The sequence below is a fragment of the Prevotella dentalis DSM 3688 genome (assembly GCF_000242335.1).
GTDB lineage: Bacteria > Bacteroidota > Bacteroidia > Bacteroidales > Bacteroidaceae > Prevotella > Prevotella seregens.
This window is the reverse complement of record NC_019968.1, coordinates 1,364,982-1,380,172: the sequence shown is the minus strand read 5'-3', so window position 1 is coordinate 1,380,172 and position 15,191 is coordinate 1,364,982. Positions and strand designations below refer to the sequence as shown.

At 59.2% G+C, this 15,191-nt stretch carries 12 protein-coding genes; 7 read left to right on the top strand and 5 right to left on the bottom strand.

What is annotated here, in order from left to right; genetic code table 11:
• The first annotated feature begins 124 nt into the window (after positions 1–124).
• The 4 genes from PREDE_RS13020 (at position 125) to PREDE_RS13005 (ending at position 3,716) form a co-directional block, all read left to right on the top strand.
• On the top strand, positions 125–892 hold the full coding sequence (locus PREDE_RS13020; protein ID WP_005846017.1) for a radical SAM protein: 768 nt from the start codon (positions 125–127) through the stop codon (positions 890–892).
• Positions 893–902: 10 nt separating this feature from the next.
• On the top strand, positions 903–1,730 hold the full coding sequence (locus PREDE_RS13015; protein ID WP_005846016.1) for a DUF7017 domain-containing protein: 828 nt from the start codon (positions 903–905) through the stop codon (positions 1,728–1,730).
• 62 nt (positions 1,731–1,792) lie between these two features.
• Positions 1,793–2,938, top strand: a complete 1,146-nt coding sequence (locus tag PREDE_RS14420; protein ID WP_005846015.1) for a GNAT family N-acetyltransferase — start codon at positions 1,793–1,795, stop codon at positions 2,936–2,938.
• Positions 2,939–3,011: 73 nt separating this feature from the next.
• Positions 3,012–3,716: a hypothetical protein gene (locus PREDE_RS13005; RefSeq protein WP_005846014.1), complete on the top strand. Its 705-nt coding sequence runs from the start codon at positions 3,012–3,014 to the stop codon at positions 3,714–3,716.
• A 162-nt stretch (positions 3,717–3,878) separates the two neighbouring features.
• Here PREDE_RS13005 and lpxA read toward each other — a convergent pair whose 3' ends face one another.
• From lpxA to PREDE_RS12980, 5 genes are all read right to left on the bottom strand, one after another.
• Positions 3,879–4,661 carry an acyl-ACP--UDP-N-acetylglucosamine O-acyltransferase gene (lpxA, locus tag PREDE_RS13000; RefSeq protein WP_005846013.1) on the bottom strand — a complete coding sequence of 261 codons (783 nt, stop codon included), beginning with the start codon at positions 4,659–4,661 and terminating at the stop codon, positions 3,879–3,881.
• A 37-nt stretch (positions 4,662–4,698) separates the two neighbouring features.
• Positions 4,699–6,081 (bottom strand): efflux transporter outer membrane subunit, encoded by a 1,383-nt coding sequence (locus PREDE_RS12995; RefSeq protein WP_407635998.1) that lies wholly within the window; start codon positions 6,079–6,081, stop codon positions 4,699–4,701.
• A 1-nt stretch (position 6,082) separates the two neighbouring features.
• On the bottom strand, positions 6,083–9,361 hold the full coding sequence (locus tag PREDE_RS12990) for an efflux RND transporter permease subunit (protein ID WP_005846011.1): 3,279 nt from the start codon (positions 9,359–9,361) through the stop codon (positions 6,083–6,085).
• A gap of 27 nt (positions 9,362–9,388) precedes the next feature.
• Positions 9,389–10,588, bottom strand: coding sequence for an efflux RND transporter periplasmic adaptor subunit (locus PREDE_RS12985; RefSeq protein WP_005846010.1), 1,200 nt, complete (start codon positions 10,586–10,588; stop codon positions 9,389–9,391).
• A gap of 436 nt (positions 10,589–11,024) precedes the next feature.
• Positions 11,025–12,548, bottom strand: a complete 1,524-nt coding sequence (locus PREDE_RS12980) for a CCA tRNA nucleotidyltransferase (protein WP_015310576.1) — start codon at positions 12,546–12,548, stop codon at positions 11,025–11,027.
• Between the two features lie 140 nt (positions 12,549–12,688).
• Between PREDE_RS12980 and PREDE_RS12975 the strand changes: the two genes are divergently transcribed.
• From PREDE_RS12975 to PREDE_RS14340, 3 genes are all read left to right on the top strand, one after another.
• Positions 12,689–13,138, top strand: coding sequence for a hypothetical protein (locus tag PREDE_RS12975; RefSeq protein WP_235777508.1), 450 nt, complete (start codon positions 12,689–12,691; stop codon positions 13,136–13,138).
• Between the two features lie 80 nt (positions 13,139–13,218).
• Positions 13,219–13,770: a DUF1599 domain-containing protein gene (locus PREDE_RS12970; protein WP_005846006.1), complete on the top strand. Its 552-nt coding sequence runs from the start codon at positions 13,219–13,221 to the stop codon at positions 13,768–13,770.
• A 5-nt stretch (positions 13,771–13,775) separates the two neighbouring features.
• Positions 13,776–15,173, top strand: a complete 1,398-nt coding sequence (locus PREDE_RS14340; protein WP_005846004.1) for a BT_3928 family protein — start codon at positions 13,776–13,778, stop codon at positions 15,171–15,173.
• Positions 15,174–15,191: the final 18 nt, after the last annotated feature.

Below are 15,191 nucleotides of genomic sequence, written 5' to 3'. Positions count from 1 at the left end.
CAAAAGTAGCAATTTAATAAGAATAAAACGAGCCTTTAACGTGCATTAACCAAATAATCAGCAGGTTGTCCACGGGTTTCCTAAATATTCTGTATCTTTGCCCGTCGTTCCAAGTTCACGAGACATGAGTACCATTATCTATCCCAGTCCCATCTATGGCCCCGTGCACAGTCGCCGTCTGGGCTTGAGCCTTGGCATCAACCTGATGCCGGCAGACGGCAAGATTTGCACCTTCGACTGCCTGTATTGCGAGTGTGGTTTCAACGGCGATCACCGCACCCACTCGCCCTACCCCGGCCGCGAAGAGGTGGCCAAGGCCTTGGAACAACAGCTCATCCGCATGCACGAGGCGGGCCGGCAGCCCGACGTGCTGACCTTTGCGGGCAACGGAGAACCCACCGCCAACCCTCACTTTGCCGAGATCATCGACGACACCGTCAGGCTGCGCGACCTGTGGTGTACCGAAGCCAAGATCAGCGTGCTGAGCAATTCCACGTTCATCGGACGGCCCAAAGTGCGCGAGGCGCTGATGAAAGTGGACAACAATATTCTGAAACTGGACACCGTGGATGCCGACTATATCCGCAAGGTGGACCGGCCCACGCAGCCCTCGTACAGCGTGGAACGCGTCATCGAAGACATGAAATGGTTTCGCGGGCACGTCATCATCCAGACCATGTTCATGAAAGGAGACGGCACCGACAACACGGCCGACCGCTATGTGTTGCCGTGGCTGGAAGCTGTGAAAAGCATTGGGCCCGAGCGTGTGATGATTTATACCATCGACCGCGAAACGCCCGACCGGCAGCTGCGCAAGGCCAGCCGCGAAGAACTCGACCGCATCTGCGGCCGCGTGACGGCCGCCGGCATACCCTGCACGGCTTCCTATTGAGGACACGCCTATGGAGACAACTGCATTCTGGAACGACAGCAAACTGTTCGAGCAAGCCATGCGGGCGGGCCGCACCGACGATGCGCGGCGGCTGCTCTACCGCATGACGCAGGCCTACGGACAGATGACCGACAATGACCTTACGGCCAACAAGACCATCATTCACCATGCACTGGCCCTCGACAAGGTGATTGCCGGCTTCAACCTGGCCTATTTCGTGCCCCACGCCATGCGGCTGGCCGACAGCGACTGGAGCGGCATGCGGCACGACGGACGCGTGGTGCCGTCGCTGGGCCAGCGCATTACCAACCGCCTGATGGCGGGCATCGGCGACCGCAGCGACACTTACATCAAGGCTGTGATGCCGTTCTTTCGCAAGGCTCTGCAGATGAATCCCAGCAACAAGGACAACCTGCGACACCTGGCCCAGCTCTATACACGGGTGAAGTTGAAAGCTCAGGCCATTGCGCTCTACAAGCGGCTGTTGCAGCGTTACGACGACAGCTATCTCTATGCAGAGCTGGCCGGGCTGGTCGACGAGCCGCGCATCAAGGTGGCCCTGCTCTGCCAAGCCATCGCCCGACAGCCCCGAGAGGCCTACAACATGGGCAACCGCTACCGCCTGGCCCTGCTGCTGCAACACCCGGAACCCAAGCGGGCTGCTTTCGAGATACGCAAGAGCATGGCCGCCCGGCAGAAAGCCCAGCAGCCCATCCCGGCCGACGTGGACCGCATCAGTCGCATCCTGGCCGACTACGAGCCCGTGAGCGAGGCCGACGAACGGGCTTATTATCAACGGATGCAACCACTGGCCCAAGCTGTCATCCGGCAGGAGTAACCGCTTCGGCCCCTTTTTCAGCATCCGCATCCTTATCATTCACCCTCCCAACACCATCACCAATGCCCAAAATCAACATACAACCTGCCCGCCAAGAACAGGCTGCCGAGATAGCTGCACTCATCATGCTGGCCATGAACCACGACTGTTGCCGACACTTCGCCGGCCCCAACCGCACGCTGGACGACTTCCACCAGATGCTGACCCACCTTGTGGAACGCGAAGACAGCCAGTATTCTTACCGCAATACGCTCGTTGCCGTGACCGGCCGAGGCCGGCTGGCAGGAATCTGCGTGGGCTACGACGGCAGGGAACTGCACCGGCTGCGCGAAGCGTTCTACCAAGCCGCCGACCGGTTTTTGGGGCGCGACCTCCGCGGGATGGCCGACGAGACCCAGGCGGGCGAGTTCTATATCGACTCGCTGGCCGTGCACACGGACTTCCGTCATCAGGGCATCGCCACGCGCTTGCTGCGTGCCGCCATCGATCGCCACGGCGACAGGCAGCCCGTGGGCTTGCTCGTGGACCAGGGAAACCCCAAGGCCGAGGAGCTCTACCGCCGTATCGGCTTCCGACTCAAGGGAGAAAACGCCTGGGGAGGACACGCCATGCGCCATCTGCAATATCCGGTGAAGTGCAGCTGGTGTCGGCACAACGCCCTCTCGGAACACTACCACGACACGGAATGGGGCACGCCCGTGCACGACGAACGCACGCATTTCATGTTCCTTCTGATGGAAGCCATGTCGTGCGGGCTCTCGTGGCAGATGATGCTGGAGCGGCGCGAGGTGTTCCGTCGGTGCTTTGCCGGGTTCGATGCGGCGGCCGTGGCCCGGTTCGACGAGACCGACGTGGAGCGTATTTTGCAAACCGAAGGGATGATTCGCTCGCGCCGCAAGATTGAGGCCATGATGGCCAACGCACGGGCTTTCCGGCAGGTAGCCGACGAGTTTGGCTCTTTCGACCGTTACATCTGGAGTTTCACCCAGGGGCGTTCGCTCATTTATCCCAGCCATCAGAACGAATGGACGACCCGCAACGACCTGTCCGACCGCGTGGCCAATGACCTGAAACGGCGTGGCTTCAAGTTCGTGGGCTCCACCATTATCTACAGTCATCTTCAGGCCATCGGCCTCATCAACGACCACCACAAGCAGTGTTTCCGTTATCGGCAGCTGCAGCCCGGTTGCACCATTGTCGAAGAATAGCCCGTCGTAAATTCCCCCAAGGGCTGTACTGAAAGCCTGTACGGCAATGCCACAACACAAAAATCAACATCCCATGAAAGGTTTTCTCTTCGCGGTCTCGCTTGTCCTGCTTGCCGGCGGAGCCCATGCACAGGAGTCCGACAGTGACTTCCGCACCCGCCGCAACGCCGTCACCATCTCCGCTTCGCTCTTTGCCTATGGCTCCGATCCCGCCTACGGGACGGAATGCAGCTACGCACGGTTCTTCTGTCCATACGTCGGTGTGTCGGGCGGTCTCTCCTTTCAGCACTGGCTCGACGACGTGACACCCAGTACCGACGCGAGCAGTCGGTCGGGAATATCCTACCATCTGAAAGACGACGACAGCAAGCTGGAACTGATTCAGCTTGTCGTGGGGCCCGTGTTGCGCACCCCGGACATCAGCTTTGGACGAAGCGAGCGGCTGCATCTGTTCTATCAATGCGAACCGGGACTGCTTGTCAACTTCCTCGCCAACGAGTCGTTCATCTATGCCCGAACATACGAAGACGGGCGGCATTTGCTGGAGGAGACGCAACGGGCAAGGAACCGAGACGGGCAGACGACAGCCTGGCGCGTCAGGTCGTCCGTCATGCTGGGCACCGGGCTTGGCCTTTTTGCCATCGGCTACACCCTCTCCAATCAAGACCCCTATACCGGCCGACGCCATGTTTTCTTCGACGATATGCAGCTGAAGAGCGACATGCCGACCCGACGGTTCACGCACGAATTCTTCGTATCGGCCACTTACAGCTTCTAAGCCCGGCATCGTTTGCCCGTCTGCAAACGGCCAGCCCATCCACGCCCCGCCGCCGCTTCCGGCTCCAGCCACGCCTCAACACCCTGCCTCATACCAACAGGGAGGGCCGACCTCACGGTCAGCCCTCCCCCTCATACAATGTAAAAATGTATAGGTATGAAACTACATTTTACCGATAATGCCTTTCTTGGTGGCATTGATAAAGTTCACGATGTTGCGAATCTCCGGGCCGTCGGGCACCTGTTCGTTCACTTGAAGCACGGCGTCAAACACGCTATTCTGCCCGTGGAACACCAGACGGTAGGCATTGGCCACGTGTTTTTGCACCTTGGCATCCACATGAACCACATCCATCATGGTGTTGTTGGGGCCGGCATAGCCCACAGGCGTGCCGCCGGCAATGATATAAGGCGGCACATCCTTGGAGAAAGTGGTGCCCGCCTGAATCATAGCCAGGTCGCCCACACGCGTGCAAGCATTCTCGATGACCGACGAAGAGAAGATAATGCCATTGCCAATCTCGCAGTCTCCGGCTATCTTTGTGCCATAGCCGAAGACGTTGCGGTCGCCAACTTTGGTGTCATGGCTGATGTGTGCACCCTCCATCAGGAAGTTGTCGTTGCCTATCACGGTCTGCCCTCCGGCGTGGGTGGCACGGTTGATGACCACATTTTCACGAATGATGTTGTTGTCACCGATAATCAGTTCCGTGCGCTCACCGACAAAGGCAAAGTCTTGCGGCAGCGCGCCAAGCACGGTACCCTGGTGCACTTTGTTGTCATTGCCCATCTTCGTACCGTTAAGAATGCTCACGAACGGGAAGATAATGCAGTTGTCGCCAATCTCCACTTCGTCCTCAATATAGACAAAAGGGAATATCTTGCAGCCGTTTCCGATCTTGGCCTTCGGAGAGATCACGGCCTTTTCACTAATTTCACTTGCCATAACGAATTGTGAATTTTGAATTATGAAATACGAAATGCTACTTCGATCCTCCGCCCAGGGCCTGGTAGAGATTCACTACTGCCTGCATCTTGGAGAAGTCGTCGCGCACCTGTGAGAGCTGCACGTTGAGCAGGTTGCTCTGTGCCGTGATGACTTCCAGATAAGAGCTGCCGGCATTGTCCATCAGGGCGCGGGTATCGTCTACATTCTTTTTCAACACGGCTATCTGTTTGGCCTCAATGGCGCTCTTCTCGGCCGAAGCGTTGTAGAGCACAAGAGCGTTGCTCACCTCCGAGCCGGCGGTCAAGATACTGTTCTGCCAGGTGTTGTAAGCCTGCTGATACTGATCCTTGGCCACACGCAGGGCGGCCGTCAACTGACCGTTCATAAAGATGGGTTGCGTGAGCGAACCCACTGCCGAGAGCAGCAGCTTGGCCGGATTCACCATGCCCGACCCGTTGCTGTAACCGCCCGTTCCCGAAATGGTGATGTTGGGATAGAAGTTGCTGCGCGCCTTTTCCACAGCATAGAAACACTGGGCCAGGGCCATCTCATTGGCGTGCACGTCGGCCCGATTGCGCAGCAACTGGAGGCCCACGCCGGTGGAGAAGCTCTCGGGCAGACGCTGATCGGCCAGCTTTCCACGGGCTATTGCCTGGGCCGGTTCGGTCAAAAGCAGACTCAAAGAGTTCTCTGCTTCACGCACCTGCCGCATGAGATCGGCCTTCTGTGTCAGCACACTATAGTAGTTGGACTCGGCCGCCTGCACCGACGTGGAGCGATAGCCCACGTTGGCATCAAAGCGTTTCTGCATGATGTCCCACGTGTCCTTGGTGAGCTTCTCCATGTCGTTCACCAGCTCTACCTGCCGGTCGAGCATGAGCAGTGAGTAGTAGAGGTTGGCTACGCTCGACACGAGCGAGGTCTGTACACTCACCTGATAATCCTTTATTTGGAGCAGGGCCATCTGTGCCGAGCGTTTCGAGGCGGTGAGGCCACCAAAGAGCGATACGTTCCAGCTGGCATTCACCGGCAGCGTGTACGACTTGGTCGTGGCGCTGTTGAACCGCGTAATGGTTCCCTGCGGGGTGAAGGCGAACTGAGGCAGAAAGGCCAGCCTGGCGGCTTTAAGCTGTGCTTCGGCAATGTCCACGTTGAGGGCGGCGTTCAGCAGGTTGGTATTATTGTCCAGCGCTTTCCGGATAAGCACTTGCAGCTGCGGGTCGGTGAACACCTCACGCCAAGGCAGATTGGCAAAGCTCGACGTGTCGCGGACGGCAAGCGTGTCGGTCAACGACACGCTGTCGCGGAACAGCCCCGCCGTCTTCACGTCCGGACGCTCATATTTTCCGTAGAGGCTCTTGCAGCCTGTCAGCGACAGAACTGCAAGCGAGCCTATGATAATGCTTCTGATTTTCATGTTATTCTTCATCAAACTGATTCTTATACGTGATCTGCTTGCAGGAATGGGCATACTGCTGGAGCTCGGCCACGGCATCGTGATTCACCTCATCCTCGAAGACCATCGGGCGGAAACGCTCCTGCAACCACTGGAAGATGACGAACAGTGCGGGCACTACAAAGAGCTGCACCAACGTGCCAATCAGCATGCCTCCGACGGCTGCTGCACCCAATGTCTGGTTGCCGTTCTTGCCCACACCAGAGGCAAACATCAGCGGCAGCAGACCGATAATCATGGCCAGCGACGTCATGAGGATAGGACGCAGACGGGCTGCCGCACCAAGGATAGCCGAGTAGCGGATGGCCATACCCGTCTCTCTACGCTCGAGGGCGAACTGCACAATCAGAATGGCATTCTTGGCCAACAGGCCGATAAGCATAATCAGCGAGATCTGCATATAGATGTCGTTGGAGTGGCCGAAGAGCATCGTAAAGATAAAGGCACCGGCCAGACCGAACGGAATCGAGAGGATCACGGAGAGCGGCAGCAGGTAACTCTCGTACTGGGCGCTCAGAATCAGATACACGAACACCAGGCAGAGGGCGAAGATCAACGCCGTGGAGTTGCTCGACTCGGCCTCAGAACGGGTCAGTCCCGAGTACTCATAGCCGTAGCCATCGGGCAGGTAATCGGCCGCCACCTCCTCGCAAGCCCTCAGCGCATCGCCCGTAGAGTAGCTGCTGTTGGGCGTAATATTGAGGTTGATGGAGGTGAAGAGGTTGAAGCGGTTGATGTTGGACGGGCCATAGACACGCCTCAGCTTCACAAACTCGCTCACCGGGGCCATGCTGCCCGAAGCCAGCCTTACATAGATGTTGCTCATCTCGTCGGGACGCATGCGACTGGCCACGCTACCCTGAATCATCACGCGGTAGAGCTTACCGTAGGCGTTGAAATTGGAGGCATACAGGCCGCCGAAGTAGCCTTGTAGCGTGGACAGCACCGAAGCTGGCGTGGTGCCGGCCTGCTTGCACTTGGCCACATCCACGTCCACCATGTACTGGGGATAATTCGGGTTGTAGGAGGTCATGGCGTTCTGAATCTCCGGACGCTTGTTGAGCTCCTTGAGATAGTCCTGCGCCACCCGGAAGAAGCGGTCGAGATCACCGCCCGTCTTATCCTGCAATGTCATTGCAACACTGTTGTTGGCCGAGAAACCGGGAATCATGGGCGGGCCGAATGCCAGTATCTGGGCATCCTTGATGGTGGCCGTCTGCTTGTAGATCATGCCGAGCACCATGTTGGCTTCTTTCGGGTTCACGAAGAGGGCGGCGGCTCCCTGGCCGGAGAGCGCATCCTTGATGCGGGCGAAGATGTTCTTCGACTCACGCTCCTCGAAAGGCTTCAGCTTGATGATGAAAGTGGCCTGGTCGGTTCCCTGGCCGGCAATGAAGTTGTAGCCCACCACGGCCTCACGGCGCTGGATGGCCGGATTGGTGGCCAGCATGCGATCCACTTGGTCGGCAATCTCCTGCGTGCGGGCCTGACTCGTACCGGGAGCAGCCGAAATAGTCACGAAGAGTGTGCCCGTATCTTCGTTGGGTACCAAGCCTGTACTCGTGAGCGACATGGTCGCCACAAGGGCCGCAATGCCCGTCACGACGGTGATGGCCGTCGCTATACGGTGGTTGATGAGCCGCTCCACACCTTTCTTATACTTGTTGGTGGCTTTCTCGAACACGCGGTTGAACCCGGCGTGGAACCGAGTCACGAAGGTCGATTTCTTCTCTCCTTCTTCCTTGTGGGGCTTGAGGAACATGGCGCAGAGGGCCGGCGACAGCGTGAGGGCATTGACTGCAGAGATCACGATGGACACGGCCATGGTGACGCCGAACTCGCGATAGAACGTGCCGGAAGTGCCTCCGATGAACGACACCGGCACGAACACGGCCGACATCACCAGCGTGATGGAAATGATGGCACCCGAAATTTCATTCATGGCGTCGATGGCAGCCGTCAGCGCATTGTCGTAACCCTGGTCGAGTTTAGCGTGTACAGCCTCGACCACCACGATGGCATCGTCCACCACAATGGCGATGGCCAGCAGCAAGGCCGACAGCGTGAGCAGGTTGATGGAGAAGCCAAACACCCAGAGAAACAGGAACGTACCGATCAGAGCCACCGGCACGGCAATCATGGGAATGAGCGTGGAGCGGATGTCCTGCAGGAAGATATAGACCACGAGGAACACCAGCACCAGTGTGATAATCAGCGTGCGCACCACCTCGGCAATCGAGGCAAAGAGAAACTCTGTCACGTCCTGCTCGATGGTGTACTCCATGCCCGGCGGCATGCTCTTCTGTGCCTCGGCCAGTGCAGCTTTTACGTCGTTGGCAATATTGGTGGCGTTAGAGCCAGCAATCTGCTGCACCATGCCCATCGTGGCCTCGTGGCCGTTGTTGCGCATGTGCACATTATACAGCAAACTACCCAGTTCCATCTTGGCCACATCCTTGAGATAGAGCGTCTCTCCCGTGGTCTTGCTTGTGAGAATAATGTTCTCATACTCGGTCACTGTCGAGAGACGGCCCTTGTAGCGCAGGGTGTACTCGTAGGCTACGTCGCTCTGCTCGCCGAACGAGCCCGGGGCGGCCTCGATGTTCTGCTCGGCCAGGGCAGCCGTGACGTCGCCCGGCACGAGGCCGTATTCCTTCATCTTTCCGGGGTCGAGCCAGATGCGCATGGAATAGGTTTCGGTGGAGAAGGTCTGCACGTCGCCCACGCCATTGATACGCTTGAGCAGCGGAATGATGTTGATGTTGTTGTAGTTGGTGAGGAATTTGGAGTCGTAGCGGCCGTCCTCGGTGGTCAGCGAATACATGATGACGTTCGAGGTCTGGCGTTTCGACACAGTGACACCCACGCGGGTCACCTCCGACGGCAGCAGGGCCTGGGCCTGCGACACACGGTTCTGCACGTTCACGGCAGCCATGTTGGGGTCGGACCCCTGCTTAAAGAACACGGTTATCATGGCCATGCCGGCGTTGGTGGCCGTCGAGGTCATGTAGGTCATGTTCTCCACACCGTTGATGCTCTCCTCCAGCGGGGTAATCACGGAGTTCATCACCGTCCTGGCGTCGGCGCCTTGATAGGTTGTCATCACCGAGATGGTGGGCGGAGCAATGTCCGGATACTGCTCAATGGGCAGCGAAACCAAGCCTATAGTACCCAGCAGCACGAAGAAGATGGAGATCACCGTGGACAGTACCGGGCGCTTGATAAAATTAGAAAACGACATATCTTTTTTCTTTGAGTCTCCTTATACTTACTTTCCTCCCATGGCCTTGGCAAAGTCGCCGGCATTGCCCTGGGCGGCGCCGAGCTTGGCAGCATCGTCTATTTTCTTCTGATACTGGGCCTCGGTGATGGGCTTGATCTCCATGCCGTCAGCCAGTTTGGTGATGCCTTTGGTCACAATGCGGTCGCCGGCGTGCAGGCCTCCCGTCACCACGTAGGTCTTTCCGTCGTTCTGCGGGTCTATCGTTATCTCGCTGTACTTCACCTTGTTGTCCTTGCCCACGAGATAAACAAACACTTTGTCCTGCACCTGCGAGGTGGCTTCCTGCGGAATCACGATGGAGTTGCTGCTCACGCGGGGAATGATAATCCGGCCGGCGCCGCCGCTCTTGAGCAGCTTCTGCGGATTAGCGAAATGGGCGATGAGCGAGTACGAGCCCGTGTTGGCGTCGATCACGCCGCTCATCTTCACCACCTTGCCCGGATGGTCGTAGACCGTGCCGTCGGCCAGTTGTAGCTTCACGGCCGGCAGCTGACTGATGGCGGCGGCGGCACTGCCCGAAGCCTTGGTCATGTCGAGTATCTCGCCCTCGCTCATGGAGAAGAACACCTCCATGGTCGAAACGTCAGAAACGGTGGTCAGCGCATTGGAAGCGCTCACCAGCGCGCCCACCTTGAAAGGCAGACTGCCCACCACACCGGCTGCCGGAGCCTTGACGGTGCACCATGCCAGCGTCTCCTGGGCCGATGCAAGAGCCGCCTGAGTCTGGGCCACACTGGCCTGGGCCGTGGCATAACTGTTGGCCGAGGTGGAGAGTTCGTACTGTCCGATGATGCGCTGGGCAAAGAGTTTCTTGTTGTTCTCGTAGGTCAGGTGGGCCGTATTGGCCTGTGAACGGGCCGTGTTCAGGGCGGCCTGGGCCTGGCGAACGGCGGCCCGGTAGGTCTCGCTGTCGATAGTGAACATCACCTGTCCGGCCCTCACGGCCTGGCCTTCATGCACCAGCACCTTGGTGACAAAGCCCGAAATCTTGGGTCGCACCTCCACGTCCTGAATGCCTTTGATGGTGGCAGGATAGGTGGTCTGCATGTCTGCACTCTGCGTGCCCACCGTGCGTACGGCAAACTCATTGTCCTGAAGGTCGGCCAGACTGCCGCGGCTCTTGCCGCCACACGACACGAGAGCGACGGCCATGGCCGAAATGAACAAACAATTCTTAATCTTCATACCTATTTAAAATTAATATTAATATGCCCGATACACCCGTCGGCGGCAGCCTGTGCCCACGCTTGGCACCGGGGCCCCAAGCCGTCCGGGAAACAAAACTAAACTGTCTTTTTTAGTTTTTGCAGTGCAAAATTACGAAAGATTGGTGGAAACCCGACACGCGTCCGTAGTTTTTTAACAAAGATTCTTTCTTTTTAGCAGAGTGGCAGGACGGGATGGCCGGCGTGCCGCGACAACACCGCGGCATGGCCATGAAAGGGCGGCAAGGTCTTCGCGACGGCACCGTGGCATATTGGCAACGGCGCCACGGCATTTTCATGACGGTGCAAACGCACGGCGATTACACCGTAACGGCCCGGCGACAACGGCGCAATCGCCGCGCGTTTACGCCGCAAAGCCAAGGCGAAAAAGCGTTGTTGAAATGCCCCCTGCCCGTTCAGACCAACCCCATCTGCCGGGCCTTCTCCATGAGCAGCTGCATGAGGGGCTCGCGCTCGTTGGGCACCCGGTTGTCGAGCACGGCATCCTTGAGCGTCTGCTTCAGGGTGCCCACCTCGCGCGAGGGCGGCAGATGGAACATCTCCATGATTTCGTTGCCGTCGATGCAGGGCTGCAGCTGGCGGCGGAAGTCCTTTTCCAGCAGGTCGGCTATCTTCTCGCGCACCAGCCTGAAGTTCTCCAGGAACCGCTGTTTCTTCACCCGGTTCTTGCTGGTGATGTCGGCCTCGCAGAGCATCATCAGCTCGTCCACGTCGTCGTCGGCATCGTTCACCAGGCGGCGCACGGCGCTGTCGGTCACCTCTTCGTCGGCCATGGCGATAGGACGCATGTGCAAATCTACGAGCTTCTGCACATATTTCATCTTGCTGTCCATGGGCAACTTGAGCCGACGGAAGATGCCGGGCACCATCTTGGCCCCCAGATAGTTGTGGTTGTGAAAGGTCCAGCCCTGCACGTTGTCCCACCGTTTGCTGCGAGGCTTGCCTATATCGTGGAGCAAGGCGCCCCAGCGCAGCCACAGCCAATGCTCCTGCATGCGCTGCAACTCGGCGTGCAGCTGCTCGGCCTCGGGGCTGTCGGGGGGCGCGGCGGCCAGCCGCGCACGCAGGTCGGCCAGTCGCTGGCGCTGCGCCCGGCACAGGTTGTCGACCACTTCGAGCGTGTGGAAGAAGTTGTTCTTGTGGGCCCTGCCGTTGCGTGTCTCCACCACGTCGAGCGCGGCCAGCTCGGGCAGGATGAGCTTGAGCAGGCCGCAGCGGTGCAGATCGACGAAGCCGCGGCTGGGCTGGTCGGCCAGCATGATCTTGTTGAGCTCCTCCTCCACCCGCTCTCCACTGATGATCTTGATGCGGTGGGCATTGCGGCCGAGGGCCTCGAACGTCTCGTCCTCGATGTAGAACTTGAGCTGCGTGGCAAAACGCACGCAGCGCATCATGCGCAGCGGGTCGTCGGAGAAAGTGATGTCGGGGTCGAGCGGCGTGCGGATGATGCCGTCCTCGAGGTCGGCAATGCCGTCGAACGGGTCGACAAGCTCGCCGAAACGCTCACGGTTCAGGCACACGGCCATGGCGTTGATGGTGAAGTCGCGGCGGTTCTGATCGTCCTCGAGGGTGCCGTCCTCCACGTGGGGCTTGCGGCTGTCGTGGCTGTAGCTCTCGCGGCGGGCACCCACAAACTCCACCTCCTGCCCACGGAACTTCACCTGCGCCGTGCCGAAATTGCGGAAAACAGCGAGGTGGGCCCTGCGCCCCAGCAGTTCCTTGAGCCGGCTGGCCACCTGGATGCCACTGCCCACGACCACCACGTCGATGTCGCTCGACGGCCTCTCCAGGAAGAGATCGCGCACGTATCCGCCCACGACATAGCACTCCAGGTGCAGGCTGTCGGCAGCCTCTGAAATAAGATGAAATATATCCTGATCGAGAAGACGGGCCAAATCGGCGTCGCTGAGTTGTCGCATGATGGTATCGTGAACTGTGAATGTCCTGTTGAAAAGCGGCTGCAAAGTTACGAAAATATTCACGATTGCGGGCCTTTCACCGCTTTTTTCTCGGCGGCAAGCCCGTAATCTCGCAAAAATTCCGTAAGTTTGCACTCATCATGAACAACCCCCTCTCCATCCCCCGGGCCGGCTGGCGCGCCGCCGTCGCCCGCCCGGCGCTGCTGCTCTGCGCAGCCGCCGCCCTGGCGAGCTGCCAGCCCTCGGCCGACGAAAAGGCCGCCCCGCTGATGCACCGCATCGACTCGCTCTACCAGCGACAGGCCTACACCGAGACGCTGAACGCCATACGCCAGCTACGCGACCGCCATCCACAGGCCCTGAAGTCGCGGCAACGGGCCCTGCACATCTGGCAGGAGGCCTCGCTGCGACTGGCCCAAGCCGACATCGCGCGCACCGACTCGGCCCTGCAGGCCACCATTCGGGCCTACGAGGCCGAGACCCGCATCGGGCCCAAAAACTGGCTCCGCGTGCGCCGCGACTCGCTGCAGGTGCGCTACGATGCGCTCTGCGGCATCGTGCGCGTGATTCACCGAAAGACAAAAAAGTGAGAAGCGATGGGCTCCGGAGGGCAAAAAGGGGGGAGGCTTTCCCCCTTTTTCGATTAAATTCGCTATCTTTGCACCGAATTATGGCAGAACAGAACACAGACCAACAGTTTAAGGAGGTCATGGCCGAGTGCCGCGACCTCTTTACCAAGAAGCTGCACGATTACGGCGCCTCGTGGCGCATCCTGCGCCCCTCATCGCTCACCGACCAGCTCTTCATCAAGGCCATGCGCATCCGCTCGCTGGAAATCACGGGGCGGTCGCTCGTGGGCGAAGGCATCCGGCCGGAGTTTGTGGCCCTCGTGAACTATGGCATCGTGGGCCTCATCCAGCTGGAACGTGGCTTTGCCGACCGTGTGGACCTCACCCCCGACGAGGCACTGGCCCTCTACGATGCCCATGCCGCCAAGGCTTTCGACCTGATGGTGCGCAAGAACCACGACTACGGCGAGGCGTGGCGGGGCATGCGCGTGAGCAGCTACACCGACCTGATTCTGACCAAGATAGAGCGCATCAAGGAACTCGAGGACCTGCAGGGTGGGGCCTTGGTGTCCGAAGGGGTCGACGCCAACTACGCCGACATCATCAACTATGCCGTGTTTGGCGTCATCCGACTGAAAGAACAAGCCGACTGAACCCCGTGGAGCAAGAGAAACCTACAGACGGAAGACCGTCGCCGGCACAGGCCCGGAAGACTGTGTGGCTCCGCGAGCAGCTCCTGCGGCTGCCCGTCAACGCGTGCCGCCTGGTGCTGGGGCTGACGTTTGTCTTCTCGGGATTCGTCAAAGCCGTGGATCCGCTCGGCACGCAATACAAGATACAGGACTACCTGGCGGCCCTCGAACTGCAGGGGCTGGTGCCCGACCTGCTCACGCTGGGCGCGTCGGTGCTGCTGTCGGCACTGGAGTTTGCGCTGGGCATTTTCGTGCTTTTCGCCATCCGCCGCCGGCTGGCCTCGCGGCTCTCGCTGGCCCTGATGGCCGTCATGACGCTCATTGCGCTGTGGCTCGTCGTGGCCAACCCGGTGAAAGACTGCGGCTGCTTCGGCGACGCCGTGAGGCTGACCAACGGCCAGACACTGCTCAAGAACGTGGTGCTGTTGGGCTGCGCCCTCGTGCTGAGCCGCTGGCCGCTCAGGATGTACCGCTTCATCTCGGAGAGCAACCAGTGGATTGCCATCAACTTCACCGTGCTCTTCATCCTGCTCACCAGCCTCTACTGCCTCTACCGGCTCCCTCTTTTCGATTTCCGCCCCTACCACATCGGGGTGAATATCAGGCAGGCCATGGAGATTCCGGAGGGTGCAGAGCAGCCGCAGTTCGAGACCACGTTCGTCATGGAGAAGAACGGCGAGCAGCGGGAGTTCTCACTCGACGACTATCCCGACTCCACCTGGCAGTTCATCGACTCGCGCACGGTGCAGACCCGCGAGGGCTATGTGCCCCCCATACACGACTTCTCCATCCAACTGTCCGAGGGCGACGACATCACCGACGAGGTGCTCGCGCACCGCGGCTACACGTTCCTGCTCATCTCGCCACACCTTGCCACGGCCGACGATTCCAACTTCGGCAACATCGATCAAATCTACGAGTACGCCCAACAACAGAAGATTCCGTTCTATTGTCTCACGGCTTCCAACGAGAAAGACATCCGGCACTGGGAAGATATTACGGGGGCCGAGTACCCGTTCTGCCTCACCGACGAGACCACGCTCAAGACCATGATACGCAGCAATCCGGGGCTCATGCTGCTCAAAGACGGTACCATCATCCGCAAATGGAGTCACAACGACCTGCCCCAGGAGGAAGAACTGCGGCAACCGCTCGACAAACTCGACATCGGCCACCTGCCCGACGACACCGCGGGCAAGACCATTTCCAAGGTGCTGGCCTGGTTTTTCCTGCCGCTCATCGGCCTCGCGCTGGCCGACCGCACATGGGCATGGACCCGATTCCTGCGGCGAGGCAAGAGGCTGAAAAGGAGGAACGCAAAAGACAACAGGCAGGAAGAAGCGGCCGAAAAGGCGGACAGCTGAGCCCACAACGTGCAATCA

Coding starts and splice junctions, on each gene's coding strand:
- PREDE_RS13005 (WP_005846014.1), top strand. CDS start 3,012: ATGAAAGGTTTTCTCTTCGCGGTCTCGCTTGTCCTGCTTGCCGGCGGA.
- PREDE_RS12980 (WP_015310576.1), bottom strand. CDS start 12,548: ATGCGACAACTCAGCGACGCCGATTTGGCCCGTCTTCTCGATCAGGAT.
- PREDE_RS14420 (WP_005846015.1), top strand. CDS start 1,793: ATGCCCAAAATCAACATACAACCTGCCCGCCAAGAACAGGCTGCCGAG.
- PREDE_RS12970 (WP_005846006.1), top strand. CDS start 13,219: ATGGCAGAACAGAACACAGACCAACAGTTTAAGGAGGTCATGGCCGAG.
- PREDE_RS12995 (WP_407635998.1), bottom strand. CDS start 6,081: ATGAAAATCAGAAGCATTATCATAGGCTCGCTTGCAGTTCTGTCGCTG.
- lpxA (WP_005846013.1), bottom strand. CDS start 4,661: ATGGCAAGTGAAATTAGTGAAAAGGCCGTGATCTCTCCGAAGGCCAAG.
- PREDE_RS13015 (WP_005846016.1), top strand. CDS start 903: ATGGAGACAACTGCATTCTGGAACGACAGCAAACTGTTCGAGCAAGCC.
- PREDE_RS12985 (WP_005846010.1), bottom strand. CDS start 10,588: ATGAAGATTAAGAATTGTTTGTTCATTTCGGCCATGGCCGTCGCTCTC.
- PREDE_RS12975 (WP_235777508.1), top strand. CDS start 12,689: ATGAACAACCCCCTCTCCATCCCCCGGGCCGGCTGGCGCGCCGCCGTC.
- PREDE_RS13020 (WP_005846017.1), top strand. CDS start 125: ATGAGTACCATTATCTATCCCAGTCCCATCTATGGCCCCGTGCACAGT.
- PREDE_RS12990 (WP_005846011.1), bottom strand. CDS start 9,361: ATGTCGTTTTCTAATTTTATCAAGCGCCCGGTACTGTCCACGGTGATC.